Source organism: Achromobacter ruhlandii (genome assembly GCF_002082135.1).
Taxonomy (GTDB): Bacteria; Pseudomonadota; Gammaproteobacteria; order Burkholderiales; family Burkholderiaceae_B; genus Achromobacter; species Achromobacter ruhlandii.
In genome coordinates, this window is sequence record NZ_CP017433.1 from 4,797,404 (window position 1) to 4,813,781 (window position 16,378).

15 protein-coding genes are annotated in these 16,378 nt (G+C 68.6%); 12 read left to right on the forward strand and 3 right to left on the reverse strand.

Annotated elements, in window-relative coordinates; genetic code table 11:
• Nucleotides 1-10 precede the first annotated feature (10 nt).
• The 6 genes from AruCF_RS21795 to AruCF_RS21820 all read left to right on the forward strand — a co-directional run bounded on the left by AruCF_RS21795 (nt 11) and on the right by AruCF_RS21820 (nt 6,551).
• Nucleotides 11-826: an IclR family transcriptional regulator gene (locus AruCF_RS21795; RefSeq protein WP_049076122.1), complete on the forward strand. Its 816-nt coding sequence runs from the start codon at nt 11-13 to the stop codon at nt 824-826.
• A gap of 213 nt (nt 827-1,039) precedes the next feature.
• Entirely contained in the window at nt 1,040-2,047 is a 1,008-nt protein-coding gene (phnD, locus tag AruCF_RS21800) for a phosphate/phosphite/phosphonate ABC transporter substrate-binding protein (RefSeq protein WP_049076124.1), read from the forward strand.
• A gap of 5 nt (nt 2,048-2,052) precedes the next feature.
• The gene (gene phnC, locus AruCF_RS21805; RefSeq protein WP_049076126.1) at nt 2,053-2,823 is read left to right on the forward strand and encodes a phosphonate ABC transporter ATP-binding protein; all 771 of its coding nucleotides are present in this window, start codon (nt 2,053-2,055) and stop codon (nt 2,821-2,823) included.
• Nucleotides 2,823-3,722: a phosphonate ABC transporter, permease protein PhnE gene (phnE, locus tag AruCF_RS21810; protein ID WP_026384726.1), complete on the forward strand. Its 900-nt coding sequence runs from the start codon at nt 2,823-2,825 to the stop codon at nt 3,720-3,722. Before phnC ends, phnE (AruCF_RS21810) begins: the two co-directional genes overlap by 1 nt.
• Complete coding sequence (gene phnE, locus AruCF_RS21815; RefSeq protein WP_049076129.1) at nt 3,719-4,543, forward strand: phosphonate ABC transporter, permease protein PhnE; 825 nt, start codon at nt 3,719-3,721, stop codon at nt 4,541-4,543. Before phnE (AruCF_RS21810) ends, phnE (AruCF_RS21815) begins: the two co-directional genes overlap by 4 nt.
• A gap of 349 nt (nt 4,544-4,892) precedes the next feature.
• Complete coding sequence (locus tag AruCF_RS21820; protein WP_049076132.1) at nt 4,893-6,551, forward strand: CYTH and CHAD domain-containing protein; 1,659 nt, start codon at nt 4,893-4,895, stop codon at nt 6,549-6,551.
• A gap of 133 nt (nt 6,552-6,684) precedes the next feature.
• Here AruCF_RS21820 and ftsY read toward each other — a convergent pair whose 3' ends face one another.
• The gene (gene ftsY / locus AruCF_RS21825; RefSeq protein WP_416232632.1) at nt 6,685-7,755 is read right to left on the reverse strand and encodes a signal recognition particle-docking protein FtsY; all 1,071 of its coding nucleotides are present in this window, start codon (nt 7,753-7,755) and stop codon (nt 6,685-6,687) included.
• A gap of 358 nt (nt 7,756-8,113) precedes the next feature.
• Here ftsY and rsmD point away from each other — a divergent pair, with 358 nt between their 5' ends.
• The 4 genes from rsmD (at nt 8,114) to AruCF_RS21845 (ending at nt 10,888) form a co-directional block, all read left to right on the forward strand.
• Nucleotides 8,114-8,680, forward strand: a complete 567-nt coding sequence (gene rsmD / locus AruCF_RS21830) for a 16S rRNA (guanine(966)-N(2))-methyltransferase RsmD (RefSeq protein ID WP_049076134.1) — start codon at nt 8,114-8,116, stop codon at nt 8,678-8,680.
• A gap of 58 nt (nt 8,681-8,738) precedes the next feature.
• A complete protein-coding gene (gene coaD, locus AruCF_RS21835; RefSeq protein WP_006385942.1) occupies nt 8,739-9,242 on the forward strand; it encodes a pantetheine-phosphate adenylyltransferase in 504 nt (167 codons plus the stop codon).
• Between the two features lie 177 nt (nt 9,243-9,419).
• On the forward strand, nt 9,420-9,671 hold the full coding sequence (locus AruCF_RS21840; protein ID WP_049076136.1) for a YfhL family 4Fe-4S dicluster ferredoxin: 252 nt from the start codon (nt 9,420-9,422) through the stop codon (nt 9,669-9,671).
• Nucleotides 9,668-10,888 (forward strand): benzoate/H(+) symporter BenE family transporter, encoded by a 1,221-nt coding sequence (locus AruCF_RS21845; RefSeq protein ID WP_049076138.1) that lies wholly within the window; start codon nt 9,668-9,670, stop codon nt 10,886-10,888. Before AruCF_RS21840 ends, AruCF_RS21845 begins: the two co-directional genes overlap by 4 nt.
• Before the next feature lie 73 nt (nt 10,889-10,961).
• Here AruCF_RS21845 and AruCF_RS21850 read toward each other — a convergent pair whose 3' ends face one another.
• Both AruCF_RS21850 and AruCF_RS21855 read right to left on the reverse strand, forming a co-directional pair.
• A complete protein-coding gene (locus AruCF_RS21850; protein ID WP_049076140.1) occupies nt 10,962-11,345 on the reverse strand; it encodes an MOSC N-terminal beta barrel domain-containing protein in 384 nt (127 codons plus the stop codon).
• A complete protein-coding gene (locus AruCF_RS21855; RefSeq protein WP_049076143.1) occupies nt 11,342-13,840 on the reverse strand; it encodes an AsmA family protein in 2,499 nt (832 codons plus the stop codon). Before AruCF_RS21855 ends, AruCF_RS21850 begins: the two co-directional genes overlap by 4 nt.
• A gap of 337 nt (nt 13,841-14,177) precedes the next feature.
• Between AruCF_RS21855 and AruCF_RS21860 the strand changes: the two genes are divergently transcribed.
• Both AruCF_RS21860 and AruCF_RS21865 read left to right on the forward strand, forming a co-directional pair.
• The gene (locus AruCF_RS21860; protein WP_049076145.1) at nt 14,178-15,776 is read left to right on the forward strand and encodes an MDR family MFS transporter; all 1,599 of its coding nucleotides are present in this window, start codon (nt 14,178-14,180) and stop codon (nt 15,774-15,776) included.
• A 3-nt stretch (nt 15,777-15,779) separates the two neighbouring features.
• Nucleotides 15,780-16,226 carry a MarR family winged helix-turn-helix transcriptional regulator gene (locus tag AruCF_RS21865; RefSeq protein WP_053086025.1) on the forward strand — a complete coding sequence of 149 codons (447 nt, stop codon included), beginning with the start codon at nt 15,780-15,782 and terminating at the stop codon, nt 16,224-16,226.
• Nucleotides 16,227-16,378 lie beyond the last annotated feature (152 nt).

Sequence of the window (16,378 nt, forward strand, 5' to 3'; positions counted from 1 at the left end):
GGCACCCACCGTGGCCACCCCCAAACCCGCCGCCCCCGCCGCCAATGACGGCCGCCGCAGCATCCAGTCCATCGAAGTGGGCGTGCCGCTGCTGGCCGCTCTGGTCGACGCCGCCAAGCCGCTGACCCTGCGCGATCTGGCCGCCGGCGCCGGCATGACCTCGGCCAAGGCCCACCCCTACCTGGTGAGCTTCATCCGCGTCGGCCTGGTGCAGCAGGACAGCATCACCGGCCAGTACGAACTGGGGCCGTTCGCGCTGCAGATGGGCCTGGTCAGCCTGCAGCGGCTGGATCCGGTGCGCATCGCCATGCCCGAGATCGCCAAACTGCAATCCGAGATCGGCCACACGCTGGGGATCGCGGTGCTGGGCTCGCACGGCCCCACCATGATCCACATGACCGAGGCCAGCTACCCGGTGCACGTGAACATGCGCAAGGGCACCGTGATGTCGATGCTGCACACCGCCACTGGCCTGGTGTTCGCGGCCTGGCTGCCGCCCAAGGTCAGCGAGCACTACATCGCCCGCGAGGAAGGCGACACCGCCGTCATCGCCAGCGTGCCGCCGCCGCGCAAGGCCAGCCGCGCCAACATCGAAGCGCAACTGGCGGACATCCGCGTGCACGGCATGGCCCGCGCCCTGGGCAACCCGCTGCCGGGCGTCGACGCCCTGTCGGTGCCCGTGTTCGACAACACCGGCAACATCGTGCTGGCGCTGACCAGCCTGGGCCCCACCGGCCTGTTCGACGTGTCCTGGGACGGCGCCATCGCCCGTCCGTTGCTGGCCTGCGCGCACGAGATCTCGCGCAAGCTGGGCTACCGCGCCTGACCTTCCCTCCTCCCGCCTGACCCGCAAGCCGCGCGACGGATCTCCCGATCCGCTCGCGTGGCCGCCGCGCGGTTCGCGCAAAAGCGAACTCAAAGCGAACAAAACGAACAAAACCCGAAAAGAAACACAGGGACTTTCCCGAGTGTGCCCCTGGCGCTTGTATGTTTGAATTCAGTTACTAGTCATATTCAGACCTATAAGAGGAGACATACGATGCGCGCATTGCGTCACCTGCAAGCGGCCTCGCTGGCCGCGCTCGTGTTCGGAACGTTCGGGGCGTCCACCGCCCACGCCGCAGACACCTGCCCGAACCGGGGCGACCTGGACCAGAACTACTGCGACGCCAACAAGGACCTGGTGGCCGACACGCCCACCGATCCAGCCAAGCTCAAGACGCCGTCGACGCTGGTGTTCACCTACACCCCGGTGGAAGACCCGGCGGTGTATGAAGACATCTTCAAGCCGTTCACCAAGCACCTGTCCGAATGCACCGGCAAGCGCGTGGTGTTCTACCAGGTGCAGAGCAACGCCGCCGAAATCGAGGCCATGCGCTCGGGCCGCCTGCACGTGGGCGGCTTCTCCACCGGCCCCACCGCCTTCGCCGTGAACATCGCCGGCGCGGTGCCGTTCGCCGTCAAGGGCTACGCCGACGGCTTCCAGGGCTACAACCTGATCGTCATCGTCAAGAAAGACAGCCCGTACCAGAAGCTCACCGACCTCAAGGGCAAGAAGCTGGCGCACACCGCGCCGTCGTCGAACTCCGGCCACATGGCGCCCGTGGCGCTGTTCCCCAAGGAAGGCCTGACGCCCGACAAGGACTACAAGGTGGTGTTCTCGGGCAAGCACGACCAGTCCGTCATGGGCGTGAACTCGGGCGACTACGACGCCGCCGCCGTGGCCTCGGACGTGTTCAAACGCATGATCGAGCGCGGCCAGGTCAAGGAAGCCGATTTCCGCGTCATCTACAAGAGCGAGAAATTCCCCACCTCGTCGTTCGCCTACGCGCACGACCTGGAGCCGAAGTTCCGCGACCAGATGCTCAAGTGCTTCTACGACTACCGCTTCCCGGCCGAGATGTCCAAGGCCTTCGACGGCGCCGACCGCTTCTACCCGGTGACCTACCAGAAGGACTGGGCCATCGTGCGCCAGGTCGCCGAATCCGGCGGCGAAAGCTTCAACCGCGCCGCCTACGACCGCGAATCCGCCAAGAGCAAGAAGTAATCAGCATGACGACGTCGCTACGCATTTCCGGCCTGGTCAAGGAATACCGGGCCGGCCGGCCGGTACTGAACGGCATCGACCTGCAGATCGCGGGACGCGGCCTGACCGCCATCATCGGCCCCTCCGGCACCGGCAAGAGCACGCTCCTGCGCTGCATCAACCGGCTGATCGAGCCCACCCGCGGCGAGATCGTGCTGGAGTCCGGCGATGGCGCGGTCGACCTGGCCCGGGTGCGTGGCGCGTCGCTGCGGCGCGCGCGCCGGCGCATCGGCATGGTGTTCCAGGAATACAACCTGGTCGAACGCCTGACCGTGATGGAAAACCTGCTGACCGGACGGCTGGGCTACACCGGCGCCTTCAAGGCCTGGACCCGCCGCTTCGAGGCCGAGGACATCGAGCACGCCTACCAACTGCTCGATACCGTGGGCCTGGCGGGCTTTGCCGACCAGCGCGCCGACGCCCTGTCGGGCGGCCAGCGCCAGCGCGTGGGCATCGCCCGCGCCCTGATGCAGCGCCCGCAGTTGCTGCTGGCCGATGAGCCGACCTCGTCGCTCGATCCCAAGACCTCGGTCGAAATCATGGAGCTGCTGGCGGCGCAGGGCGATGCCAGCGGCATCCCCGTGATCGTCAACATCCATGACGTCGAACTGGCGCGGCGCTACGCCGGCCGCATCGTCGGCATGTCCGGCGGCCACGTGGTCTATGACGGCAACGGCCAAGGCCTGGACGCCGCCATGCTCAAGACCATCTACGGAGGCGAGTCTTGGCTGGCGTAATGACTCCGCGTTCGTCCCACCCGCGTCCCTTCGCGCTGTCCGGCCGCGCCAAGGCCGGCGTGCTGCTGCTGGTGCTGTACACGGTCTACGCGGCCGCGCAGCTGGACTTCAGCTGGGCCCGCTTCGAAAGCGGCATGGGCCATGCCTCGACTTTCCTGGCGCGCATGTTCCCGCCCAATTTCGAGAAGCCCGCCACGCTGTGGAAGGGCATCGCCGAAAGCCTGGAGATCGCCGTGCTGGCCTCGGTGCTGGGCATCCTGTTCGCGCTGCCCGTGGGCCTGCTGGGCGCGCGCAACCTGATGCCGGCGTGGGTCTCGTGGCCGGCGCGCTCGATCGTGGCGCTGTGCCGCGCGCTGCACCCGGTGATCGTCGCCATCCTGTTCGTCAAGGCCGTGGGCTTTGGCGCGCTGGCCGGCATCCTGGCGTTGACGGTGGCCTCGATCGGCTTCATCGGCAAGCTGTTCACCGAGGCCATCGAGGAAATCTCGCTCAAGCAGGTCGAAGCGGTGCGCGCCACCGGCGCCTCGTTCGCCAACGTGCTCGCCTTTGGCGTGCTGCCGCAGGTGTTCGCGCGCTTCATCGGCTTTGCCACCTACCAGTTCGACTCGAACCTGCGCAACTCGACCATGGTCGGCATCGTCGGCGCCGGCGGCGTGGGCGGCACGCTGTTCTCGGCCTTCCAGCGCTTCGACTACGACTTCGTCAGCGCCATCCTGCTGACGCTCATCGCCATCATCATGCTGGGCGAGATCCTGGCGGGCTTCGTGCGCGCCGTGTTCCTGGACAACCTGGGCTTCGACCGCATCCTGCAGGGCCGCTTCGCCGGCGCGCGCGGCATCGGTTCGAGCGCCTCGAAGGCGGCCTACCAGGCCGCGCGCAAGGCGGAGGCGGATCAATGAACACGCACGCCCCCACCCTGCCCGCCGCCAACGCGCCGCGCGTCTGGCACCGCTACAGCCTGGGCCAGCGGCTGCTGCGCTTCGCCCTCTACCTGCTGCTGGTGGCCGCCATCGTGCAGGCCATCCGCGGCGTCGAGATCATCCCGGAGTTCCTGTACGACGCGCCGGAACAGATGGCCGACCTGTTCCAGCGCATGTGGCCGGTGGACTGGGCCCACTATCGCGGCGGCGTGCACGACGCGCTGATCGAGACCCTGCACATCGCCACGCTCGGCACCATCCTGTCGGTCGTCATGGCGGTGCCGGTGGGCCTCTTGGCGGCCAACAACCTCACGCCCAGCAAGACCATCAACATGCTCGCGCGCCTGGTCCTGGTGTCGAGCCGCTCGGTCAACTCGCTGGTCTGGGCGCTGCTGTTCATCGCCATCTTCGGCCCCGGCGCGCTGGCCGGCACGCTGGCCATCGCGTTCCGTTCCATCGGCTTCGTCGGCAAGCTGGTGGGCGAAGCGATCGAGGAAGCGCAGCGCGGCCCGATCGAGGCCGTCACCGCCACCGGCGCCAGCAAGGCCTCGGTGATCTGGTACGCCTACTGGCCGCAGATCCGCCCGGCGTTCTGGTCCATCGTGCTGCTGCGCTGGGACATCAACGTGCGCGAATCGGCCGTGCTCGGCCTGGTGGGCGCCGGCGGCATCGGCATGGCGCTGGACACCGCCCTCAACCTGTTCCAGTGGGACCGCGTCGCGCTGGTGCTGGCCGCCATTTTCGTGGTGGTGGTGCTGGCCGAGATTCTCATCACCCAGGCGCGCAAGCGCATCCTCTGACGCGCCCGCAACCGACGTTCCTTTGCGCCGCCCGGCAACGGGCGGTTTTTTTTGGCCGTCTCGCGCGGGGCAGCCTGCCGCCCCGCGCGCGTCCGGCCCGCCGAGGCACGCCCCGCCCGGGAATTAACAATTTGAAAGCCCGCCCCGGTCGCGTCTCTGCCTGCCCGGGTCATTGAGCGGACGCAATCAAAGCGGAAAATGTGCGGCGCCTGACGCGAGGATGATTGTTGATGCACCGCAACCGCGTCTATGCTCCGTGTGAGCGTTTGTGAAATAAATATGACCGGTCATCAAACCGCCCGCCCCGTTTGATTAAGATCTCGGCTTTTGCCGTTGGACACCCGCCGCCATGTCGGAACAGGAACTGAAACTGCACGTGCCCACGGCTTCGCGCCAGGCCGTGCTGCGAGAGATCAAGCAACGCGAGGCGACGCGCATCCGCCTGCATGCGATGTATTTCGACACGCCCGAGCGTGAACTGGCCCGCGCGCGCATCGCCATCCGCCTGCGCCAGGAAGGCCGCGACTGGGTGCAGACGCTGAAGATGCCCGGCATCAACGCCATCACCCGCATCGAACTGAACCACCCGCGTCCGGGCCCCGTGCTCGACCTGTCGGTCTACGCCGGCACCGAGGTCGAGGCCGCGCTGGCCGCCATCAAGGGCGAACTCGGCCTGCGCTATGAAACCGACGTGCAGCGCATGCTGCGCAAGGTGCGCACGCGCTACGGCACCGTCGAACTGGCCTACGACACCGGCATCCTGCGCGCCGGCGCGCTGGAACTGCCGATCTCCGAGCTGGAATTCGAACTGGTCTCGGGCCGCCCCGCCGCCATCTTCGCGGTCGCGCGCGGCTGGCAGCAGCGCCACAATCTGGTGCTGGATCCGCGCAGCAAGTCCGAGCGCGGCGACGCGCTGGCGCAATTGGCGCAGCGCCTGGCCGATGTCGACGCCGTCCCGGGCGACGACATCGACAGCCGCCGCGCCCAGGCCATCGCCCTGTTCTGGGCGCCGCGCGGCGCCGCGTCCGTCAAGCTGCGCGAGGACATGACGGCGGCGCAGGCCATGGGCCGCATCGCCGCCGAATGCCTCGACCAGATTGCCCGCAACGCGGCCGTGCTGGCCGAAGTGGACACCGAAGGCGTGTACCGCGCCGGCAATTCCGAGCACGTGCACCAGCTGCGCGTGGGCATCCGCCGCCTGCGGTCGGCCTGGAAGCTGTTCGACGGCTGGATCGGGCCGATCCCCGAGGCCATCATGCAAGGCGTGCGCGCCCACTTCGCCGCCTTCGGCGCCAACCGCGACCAGGACGTGCTGAACGAAACCGTGGCGCCCGCGCTGATGCGCGCCGGCATGCCGGTCATCCCGATGGAGGCCGCGCCGCCCGAACAGGACGCCCGCGCCATCGCCGGCGGCAAGGCCTTCCAGGCCTGGCTGCTGGAACTGCTGGAATGGAGCCTGGACGTGCCGCCCGCGCTGCCCACCAGCGACGGCCTGCCCGTCGCCAACGGCATGCCCAGCGACGCGGCGCCCGAACCGGCCATCCGCCTGGAAGGCGGCATCGCCGGCCCCAGCGTCAAGCCCACCATCATCCCCATGCTGGCGCCCGAGCCCGATCCGCAGCAACTGCACAAGCAGTTGGCGCGGCGCCTGCACCGCTGGCACAGCAAGGTGGCCGACCAGGGCACCCAGTTCGCCACGCTCGACATCCCCACGCGCCACGAGCTGCGCAAGCGCGGCAAGCGCCTGCGCTATAGCCTGGCCTTCGCCGAATCGCTGCTGCCCCCGAGCAAGCTGCGCGGCTACCGCAAGCTGCTGTCGCGGGTGCAGGACATCCTGGGCGAAATCAACGACCTGGCCGTGGCCAAGGACTACTACGAGTCGTGTACGGCCACGCATCCACAGGCCTGGTTCGCGCTGGGCTGGATCAGCGCGCGCCTGGAAGAGCTGGCGGTGGATGCCCAACAGGCATTCGACGACCTGGCCGGCAGCAAGCCGTTCTGGAAATAAGGCGGCGCGATCCTTCGCGGATTGCGTTTCCGCCCGCCGCAAACACCGCGCCCCACGCCTGCGATGCAGCAGACGTGGGGCGCGGTGTTTTCAGCGCCGGGCGCGAGGCCCGTGCCGGTATCAGCGGGACGGATCAGTCGGCCAGCAAGGCCCCGGCGAATTCGTCGGCCACGAACGGCTGCAGGTCTTCCAGGCTTTCGCCCACGCCGATCCAGTAAACCGGGATCGGCCGCACGCCCTGGCTGCCCGCCGCCACCGCCGCCAGCGTGCCGCCCTTGGCGGTGCCGTCCAGCTTGGTCACGACCAGGCCCGTCAGGTTGATGGCCGCGTCGAACGCGCGGATCTGCGCCAGCGCGTTCTGGCCGGTGTTGCCGTCCACCACCAGCAGCACCTCGTGCGGCGCGGCCGGATCGGCCTTGCCGATGACGCGGCGGATCTTCTTCAGTTCTTCCATCAGGTGCAGCTGGGTCGGCAGGCGGCCGGCCGTGTCCACCATCACCACGCCCATGCCGCGCGCGCGGCCGGCGTTGACAGAGTCGAACGCCACCGCCGCCGGGTCGCCGCCATCCTGCGAGATCACGGTGACGTTGTTGCGGCTGCCCCACTCGATCAGTTGCTCGCGCGCGGCGGCGCGGAAAGTGTCGCCCGCGGCCAGCAGCACGCTGGCGCCCTGGCGCTGGAAGGTGTGCGCCAGTTTGCCGATGGACGTGGTCTTGCCGGCGCCGTTGACGCCCGCGATCATCACCACCAGCGGCTGCGCGCGCTTCAGGTCAAAGGCGCGCTCCAGCGGACGCAGGTGATCGGCCAGCAGCTGGCGCAGCGCGGCCTTGACCTTGGCGGGGTCCTCGATGCGCTCTTTCTTGACCCGCGCGCGCAGCGCGGTCAGCAGCTTCTCGGTGGCTTCCAGGCCGGCATCGGCCATAATGAGCGCCGATTCGAGTTCCTCGAACAGGTTCTCGTCGACCTTGACGCCGACGAAGATGCCGCCAATGCTCTGGCCGGTGCGCGACAGGCCCTGCTTGAGCCGCGACAGCCAGGACGCCTTCTTGGGCGCCGCTTCCGGCTCGGGCGCGGCGGGCGCCGGCGCGATGGCGGCGGGGGCAGCGGCGACCGGCGCCGGAGGCGTGACGGCGGGCGGCGGTGCCACCGGCGCGGGAGCAACCGGCGGCGGGGCAATGGCCGGCGCGGCAGCGCTGGGCGTCACTGCCGGCGCGGCGGCTACGGGCGCGGAAGCGGGTGCGGCGGAAGCAGGTGTGGAAGCGGGCGTGGCGGCAGGCGCGACCACGGGCGCCGAGGCCTGCGGCTGCGGCACCACGGCCGGCGACGGTTGCGGCACACTGGCCGACGCCGGCGCGGGCACCTCGGCGGAGGGCACCGGCAGGGTCACCTCGGGCGTCGCGACGGGCGCGAATTCGCGCGCCGGAACGGCGGGTTCGACGGGCTGGGCGGGGACCTCGGCCTCGGCTTGCGGCGCGATCCCGGCGTCCACCTGCTCCGGCGGCGGCGCGGGCTGGGCCGGCGCGGCGGGCGGAGGGGATTTTTTCTTGAAGAAGCGGCTAAACATGGGTAACAAGTATATTCGTATCGTCGGGGGCCAATACCGGCGCACCCCTATCGTCGTGCCCGACGTGGAGACGCTCCGCCCGACGCCCGACCGGGTGCGGGAAACGCTGTTCAACTGGCTCAATCACCTGTGGGGCGGCGAATTCGCCGACAAGCAGGTGCTGGATCTGTTCGCCGGCAGCGGCGCCCTGGGGTTCGAGGCGGCCTCGCGCGGCGTGGCGCATGTGCAGATGGTGGAACGCGACAAGACTGCCGCGTCCGCGCTGCGGACACTGCGCGACAAGCTCAAAGCCGACATGATACGCATCCATGTGGGCGATGCGATGCAGGTCGTCGAAAGAATGGATGCGTCCCGCTTTGACCTCATCCTGTTGGATCCGCCCTTCGGCCAGGGTTGGCTGCCGCGCCTGTGGCCGATCCTGCCCGGCATCCTGGCCGAGGGCGGATTGGTCTACGTCGAGGCCGAAAGCCCCATCGAACCGCCCGACGGCTTCGAGATCCTGCGCCAGGACAAGGCAGGCGCGGTCCACTACCATCTGCTGGAATTTGCTGCATTGCGCAAATAGATCAATAATCCGAGCTTCGGAGGATGGTGTACACCACTAATAACGGTACGGAGCTCGCATGATCATCGCTGTTTACCCCGGCACTTTCGACCCGCTGACCAGAGGCCACGAAGACCTGGTCCGCCGCGCCGCCACGCTTTTCGACAAAGTCGTCGTCGGCATCGCGCACAGCCGCAACAAGAAGCCCTTCTTCAGCATCGACGAGCGCGTGGACATCGCGCGCGAAGTGCTGGGGCACTATCCCAACGTGGAAGTGCAGAGCTTCGGCGGCCTGCTCAAAGACTTCGTGCGCGACCAGGGCGGGCGCGTCATCGTGCGCGGCCTGCGCGCCGTGTCCGACTTCGAATACGAATTCCAGATGGCCGGCATGAACCGCCATCTGCTGCCCGACGTCGAAACGCTGTTCATGACGCCGTCGGATCAATACCAGTTCATCTCCGGCACCATCGTGCGCGAAATCGCCCAGCTGGGCGGCGACGTCAGCAAGTTCGTGTTCCCCTCGGTGGAACGCTGGCTGCAGGAAAAGGCCAAGGAACGCCGCGAGCAATCCTGGCCGGGCTGAGCGCCCCGGCTCCCCGCCTCACCGAACCCTCCCGGAGGGCGCCTTGCGCGCCCTCCCTGCGTTTTGGCGGCCCGCGATCGCCAGGATGGGCAGGTCGACGCCAGGGGCATGCCGGGCGCCCGTCGGGCCCGGCAGTACAATTGCATCATCCCTGCCGGATTCCGTAGCCTCCCCATCATGGCCCTGACCATCACCGAAGAATGCATCAATTGCGACGTTTGCGAGCCCCAGTGCCCGAACGACGCGATTTCCATGGGCGAGGAATACTACGTCATCGACCCTGACCGCTGCACGGAATGCGTCGGCCATCACGACGAGCCGCAATGCAAGGTGGTCTGCCCGGTGGAGTGCATCGAGCTGCACCCGCAATGGAATGAAGGCCAGGAACAACTGATGGCCAAGTACCGCCGCCTGACCGGTGCCGCATGAGCGACACCGCGCAACCCGTCTTCGATCCCCCCGCCACCCGCCCCAACGCCCGCCGCGACCTGTCCGCCTCCGCGATCGCGGCCGGCCTGGTCGCCGTGCTGGTCAGCTTCGGCGGCACCGCCGTGCTGATGGTGCAGGCCGGCCATGCCGCCGGCCTGGACGCCGCCCGCATCGGCTCCTGGATCGGTTCGCTCAGCCTGGTGCTGGGCCTGGGCGGCGCGGCCTACAGCCTGCGCACCGGCCTGCCCATCGTCATGGCCTGGTCCACGCCCGGCGCAGCCCTGCTGGTCACCGCGCTGGCCGGCGTGCCGTTCCCCGAAGCCATCGGCGCCTTCGTGCTGGCCGCCGCGCTGACGCTGGCCTGCGGCCTGTTCGGCTGGATCGATCCCATCCTGCGCCGCATTCCCGGCGAAGTCGCCGCCGCCATGCTGGCCGGCGTGCTGCTCAACTTCGGCATGGGCATCTTCACCAATGTCGGCAAGCAGCCGGCGCTGGTGCTGGCCATGTGCGCCGCCTACCTGGTGTGCCGACGCTGGGCGCCGCGCTACGCGGTGCTGGTGGTGATGGCCGTGGCGGTCGCCATGGCGGCCGGCCTGGGCCTGATGCGGGTCGACCAGCTCGACTGGCACCTGACCGAGTTCGTCTGGACCACGCCCGTCTTCAGCATGCAGGCCGCGATCAGCCTGGGCGTGCCGCTGTTCGTTGTGGCGATGGCCTCGCAGAACCTGCCCGGCCTGGCCATCCTGCAGGCCGCCGGCTACCGTCCGCCGGCCTCGCGGCTGGTCGCCGCCACCGGCTTGCTCGGCCTGCTGGCCGCCCCGTTCGGCGCCCACAGCGTCACGCTGGGCGCGATCAGCGCGGCCATCTGCACCGGCCCCGAAGCGCACGCCGAACCGTCCAAGCGCTACATCGCCGCGGCCACCTACGGCGTCAGCTATTTCGCGCTGAGCATCGTCGCCGGCGCGGTGGCGGTGTTCTTCCAGGCGCTGCCGGCCGCGCTGCTGGCGGCGCTGGCCGGCCTCGCACTGCTGGGCACCATCATGGGCGGCATGGCCGCCGCCATGGCCAACCCGCAACGGCGCGAAGCCGCGCTCATCACGCTGCTGGCGACGGCGTCGGGCTTCAGTTTCTGGGGGATCGGTTCGGCCTTCTGGGGCCTGGTGGCAGGCCTGCTGGCCCACACCGTGTTCGAATACAAACGCAGGCCGGCGGCCTGAAGCAGCCGCTTCAGGCGTTGCCGGTGACAAGCGCGTCCCGCAGCGGCGCGCCCCTGGATTTCCCGCGCCGGGCTCAGTCCGGCCAGACGGACACAGGCGTGTCCGGATGCACCTTCAGGATGCGGCACGGCACCTGCACGAAATTCGAGATCCAGGCGGCGGCCAGCTCGCCTTCGTCGACCACGTCGATGACCTGCTCGCCGACCTTCATGCTGTAGCGCACGCTGTCGTCGTCCTCGATCACGTCCAGCGGAATATCCATGCGCAGCATGCCCGGCGCGCGCAGCACCAGGTAGCCCAGGCGCAGTTCCACCGCCACATCGGCCAACCGCGGGCACAGCTCGCGGTTGAGCCATTGGCCCGAATCGTTGGCCACCAGCCATTGGCGGTGATACGGCGCGGCCTCGGCCTGCGCCGTCACGCCGCACTGTGCGATGGGCTGGAAGGCGGCGCTCATTTGCCCAGCAGGCCCTTCAGGGCCTTGTCCACCGCCGCGCCGCCCTTGCCCTTGCCGGTCACGGCTTCACGCAGCTTGTTTTCCAGGCTGCGCTTGAGGATGCCGGCGACGGCGTCCTTCCACAGCAGCGTGTAGGAAGGCTTGTCGAACGGACCCTTGACGTGCACCGGGATGGTCACGTCCTTCAGGTCGATCAGTTCCTTGCCTTCGGGATCGGCCGCCGGGTTGACCACGCGGGCGCGCGCCACCAGGTCCAGCTCGCTCCTGACGAAGTCGATGGTGGCCGGCTCGCCCTGCGTCACGCGCAGCAACGGCGACACCACGTTCAGCCGCTTCACGCTGGCCACGCCCTTGGTGAAGGCCAGGTCGGCATCCATTTCCGAGAACGCGGTCTGCTTGCTGGTGTCGGCCGCCACCGTCTCGTCCTGCGACTCCGGCTTGAGCGCGGCCTTCAGTTCGCGCAGCGTCTGCGTCAGGTTGATGCCCTTGACGGCGCCGTCGCGCAACCGCACCTGCAGCGTGCCGCCCAGGCCGCTCTTCATGGCGTAGGAATTGGCGCCGGCGGTCTTCAGGTCCAGCGCCAGGCTGCCGGTGCCGCTCAGCACGTCGCGCTGCGCCAGGTCCATCAGCAGCGGCTCGATGGCGATGCCGGCCAGCGACATCTTGGTGGCCAGTTGGTTGCCCTGCGCCGCGTCCAGCGACAGCGCGCCGGCCAGCTTGCCGCCGTACAGGCCGGCGGTCAGGCTGGAGATGTCGAGCTTGCCGCGATCGAGCTTGAGCGCGGCGGCGACGTCATCGGCCTTCAGGCCGCGCACCACCAGCTTGCCGACCTTGAGCGTGCCGTTCACGCTGGGGCCGACCAGCGCCGACAGGTTGATCGTATCGTCCACGGGCGCGGCCGGAGCGGGCTGCGCCGGCTTGTTCTCGTCCTTCTTGCCGTCGGCGGGCGGTTTGGCGGGCGCGGCGGCGGCCGCCGGCGGCACCAGCTTGTCCAGATCCAGCGTGTCCACGGCCAGCGCGAAATTCACCTGCGGCGCATCGCTCAGCTTGGCGATGTCGGCGGTCAGGTCGAACTTGCCGCCTTCGAGCACGGCGTTGATCTTGCTGCTGGCCGTGTCCTTGAGCAGGTCGACGTTGAGGCTGCCGATCACGGGAATCTGCAGGCTGCCCTTGGGCAGGCCCGGATCGGTGATGTTGACATCGCCGCGCAGTCCCGCCAGGCCGCCGCGGCGCTGCAGCAGGTTCAGCGACAGCGGCGAGGCGAAGGTCAGCTTGACCACGCGCTCGCCCTTCTTGGAGGTGCTGTCGAGCTTGGCTTCCTTGATATCGAGTTCGGTGGCGTTGCCGCTGATGCCGTTCAGGCCGAAGCTGGCATCCAGCCCGCTGATGCGCACGCGGCCGGTCAGGGCCTCGCCCGTGGCCTGTGTCGGCGAAATGTTCAGCGCCGGCGCGTCCACGGCGAATTCGAACGGGCCGTCGGCCACGCCGCCCTTGGCGCGCACCGCCAGCTTTTCGATCTGCAACTGGCTCTTGTGCGGGTCGATCGACAGCTTGGGCATGGCCACGCTGGCGTCCACGTTGGTGGCGCGCGCGGCCGGGTCGGTCACGTCGCCCTGGAACACCACTTCCAGGCCAGCCACGTCCAGCGCCGACTTCTGGCCGTTGAACGCCAGGTTGCCGCGCATCGCCAGACTCTTGGCCTCGGCGCCAGGCAGCTTGCCGTCCATGCGCAGGTCCAGCTTCTGCGCCGCGTAGCGCTTGGCGGAAGGGTCCAGCGTCAGCAGCGCCTGGCCGGTCAGGTTGGCGTCGATGCGCGGGTTGCCGCCCTCCAGGCGCGCCGTCAGGCGCACGTCGAACGGCTGGTTGAACGTGACGCGGCCGGTGTTGGCGTTGATCTTGGTCACGGCCACGGCCATGCCCGACATCTCGTCCTGCAGCAGCACTTCGCCGTCCTTCAGGTCGAGGCCGGCAATGTCGATCTGCATGTTGTTGCGCGACGGCGGCAGCGTGCCGCTGGTCAGCGCCTGCGCGGCGGTCTGCGCCGCCCCCGCGAGGGCCTCGGCGGGATTGGCGGGCGTGGCCACCACGGGCGCGGTGCCGCCCACCAGATTGCTGAAGTTGAACTGGCCGTCCTTGCCCCGCACCACGCGCGCCTTGAAGCCGCTGATGGCGACGTGGTCCACCACGAAACTGTTGGACAGCAGCGGCCACACGGCCACCGCCAGACGGGTGCTTTGGATGGAAGCGAAGGTCTCGGTGCTATTGACCTCGGACAGCGACACGCCCTGCACCGACAGGCCGATGCGCGGGAACAGCGACAGCTCGATCTCGCCGTCGATCGTGAGGGTGCGGTGATAGCGTTCCTGGACCAGCTCTTCGAGCTTGTACTTGTACGCGTTGGGGTCGAACGTCAGCAGAAAGATGGCCAGGCCAACGACGGCCACGACAACCAACACCACCAGGCCTATCAGAATGCGCTTGAACCACGTTTTCATTGCCGCCCCGTCGGTACCTCGACTGGTAATCCTTGAATGCCATCCGCCGCGTCCGGCGCGGGAATGGCGCTATGCCGTCGCGCCCGGCGCGAGGCTTCCTGATTTGTCCGTCTTCGATCGCGTGCCGCCGCGAGCGCCAGGCCGGGAGCCGGGACGCCAAGCGGAAAGGAACTGCCATGGAAAGACCTGCTGAAAGACGCCGGCAACACCAGCGTGCACATACCGCTATCGTAACAAATCGGGCCCACCTGCGCGCCGGGCCCGAAACTGACGGTTTTCTGTCTCGGGGATTGTAGGGCTAGAATGATTGATCCATCAATCATTGATCGATCCAACAATGCCCGCCCCCGCCCCCAGCACCCCTTATTCGCCCGGCCAGGTGCTTCCCTTCCGGCAGACCCTGCTCGCCATGCTGGGCATGTGCTTCGTCATGATGATGGTGGCCATCGACCAGACCGTGGTGGGCACCGCGCTGCCCACCATCGTGGCCGAACTCAAGGGCTTCGAGCTGTACGCGTGGGTGGCGACGTCCTACCTGCTGACCTCGGTCATCACCGTGCCGATCTTCGGCCGGCTGGGCGACTACTATGGCCGCAAACCCTTCGTGGTGGCGGCGATCGTGCTGTTCACGCTGGCCTCGGTGCTGTGCGGCGCGGCCGACAGCATGTTCACGCTGGTGCTGGCGCGGGCCCTGCAGGGCGTGGGCGGCGGCATGCTGGTGGGCACCGCCTTCGCCTCCATCCCCGACCTGTTTCCGGACCCGCACGTGCGGCTGCGCTGGCAGGTCATGCTCAGTTCGGCCTTCGGCATCGCCAATGCGGTCGGCCCGACGCTGGGCGGCGCGCTGACCGAGCACTACGGCTGGCGCTCGGTGTTCTACGTCAACCTGCCCATCGGCATCCTCGGCCTCTGGTTCGTCGCGCGCTACCTGCCGCACCTGCGCAATCACACCACCGGCAAGGTGCGCCTGGACTGGCAGGGCGCGCTGCTGATCGCCGCCGCGCTGGGCGGCCTGCAACTGCTGGTGGAGCTGCTGCCCAAGGAAGGCCTGAGCGCCACCATCGTGCTGCTGGGCGCCGGCAGCGCCGCCGCCTTCGGCCTGCTGTACTGGTGGGAGCGGCGCTGTCCGCATCCGCTGCTGCCGTTCGACATGTTCCGCAACCGCGGCCTGGCGATGCTATTCATACTGGCGCTGCTGGTGGGCGTGACCATGTATTCGCTGCTGTTCTACGCACCGCTGCTGCTGCAGGGCGGCTTCGGCCTGTCGCCGCAGGACGCCGGGCTGCTGATCACGCCGATGGTGGTCTTCATCACCGTGGGCAGCATCATCAACGGCCGCATCATCACCCGCATCCGCAACCCCAACCGCATGCTGTACGCGGGCTTCATCCTGATGGCGCTGTCCTGTCTGGGTATCGTCACCACCCACAACTACACCGCGCACGGCCTGATCGCCGCCTATATGCTGATGGCCGGCCTCGGCATGGGCTTCATCATGCCCAACCTGACCGTGTTCGCGCAGCAGACCGCCGGCCGCAGCCACCTGGGCATCGCCACCGCGCTGCTGCAATCGCTGCGCATGATCGGCGGCATGCTCGGCACCGCCGTGGTCGGCACCATGGTCAACCACAGCTATTTCAGCGGCGTCGAATCGACGCTGCGCGGGGCCTCGGCACGCTGGCTGCCGCAGCTGGACGACCCGCAGATGCTGGTCAATCCCCAGGCCCAGACGCAGTTCCTGGCACAATTGGCGCATCAAGGCCAGGATGGAACGTCGCTGATCGAGATCGCGCGGGTGGCGCTGGTCGGCGCCATCCACGAGGGGCAGCTCATCGCCCTGGCGGTCGCGGTGCTGGCGCTGTGGTGCGTGCGGCGCGTCCCCCTGGTGCAATTGGCGCGCGTCTCCAAGCCGGAGCCCGCCAGCGTCGGAGAGTAGCTTTTGCCCAAACAACAACAGGGCCTGCAGGTCATCCAGCACATGGGCCAGACCTACCGCGTCATGCAGAGCGCCTTCAGCGGCCGGGTCGGCCACGCGCTGCCGCGCTGGCGCATCCTGCTGGCGCTGCATGAATGCGGCCAGTGCTCGCAGAAGCACCTGGCCGAGCGCTGCCGCCTCGATCCCGCCTCGCTCACCCGCCAGCTGCAGGCCATGCAGAAGCTCGGCTGGATCGCGCGCGCCGTGGATCCGAACGACAACCGCCTGACCAACGCCCGCCTCACGCCGGCCGGCCAGGCCGTGGTCGACGAGGCCCTGCCCAAGCGGGCGGCCTTCTTCGACGAATCGCTCAAGGGCCTGTCGGCCGCCGACATCGACACGCTGAACCGCGTGCTGAACGTGCTGGAAGAAAACTTCCTGCGCGCGGCCAGCGGAAACAAGGCCGACTGACTGACGCCTGCCACGGCCGCCATGGCGGCGCGCGCCGCAGCCCCCCCCGTGGCGCGGCTGCGCGACCTGATGGCGCATGCGTCGTTCCGGGCGGGCTTGTCCCAGGCGGAAGGGCCTGGCCGCGGTGGCGTTTGCCAATTTCATCCCAGGCT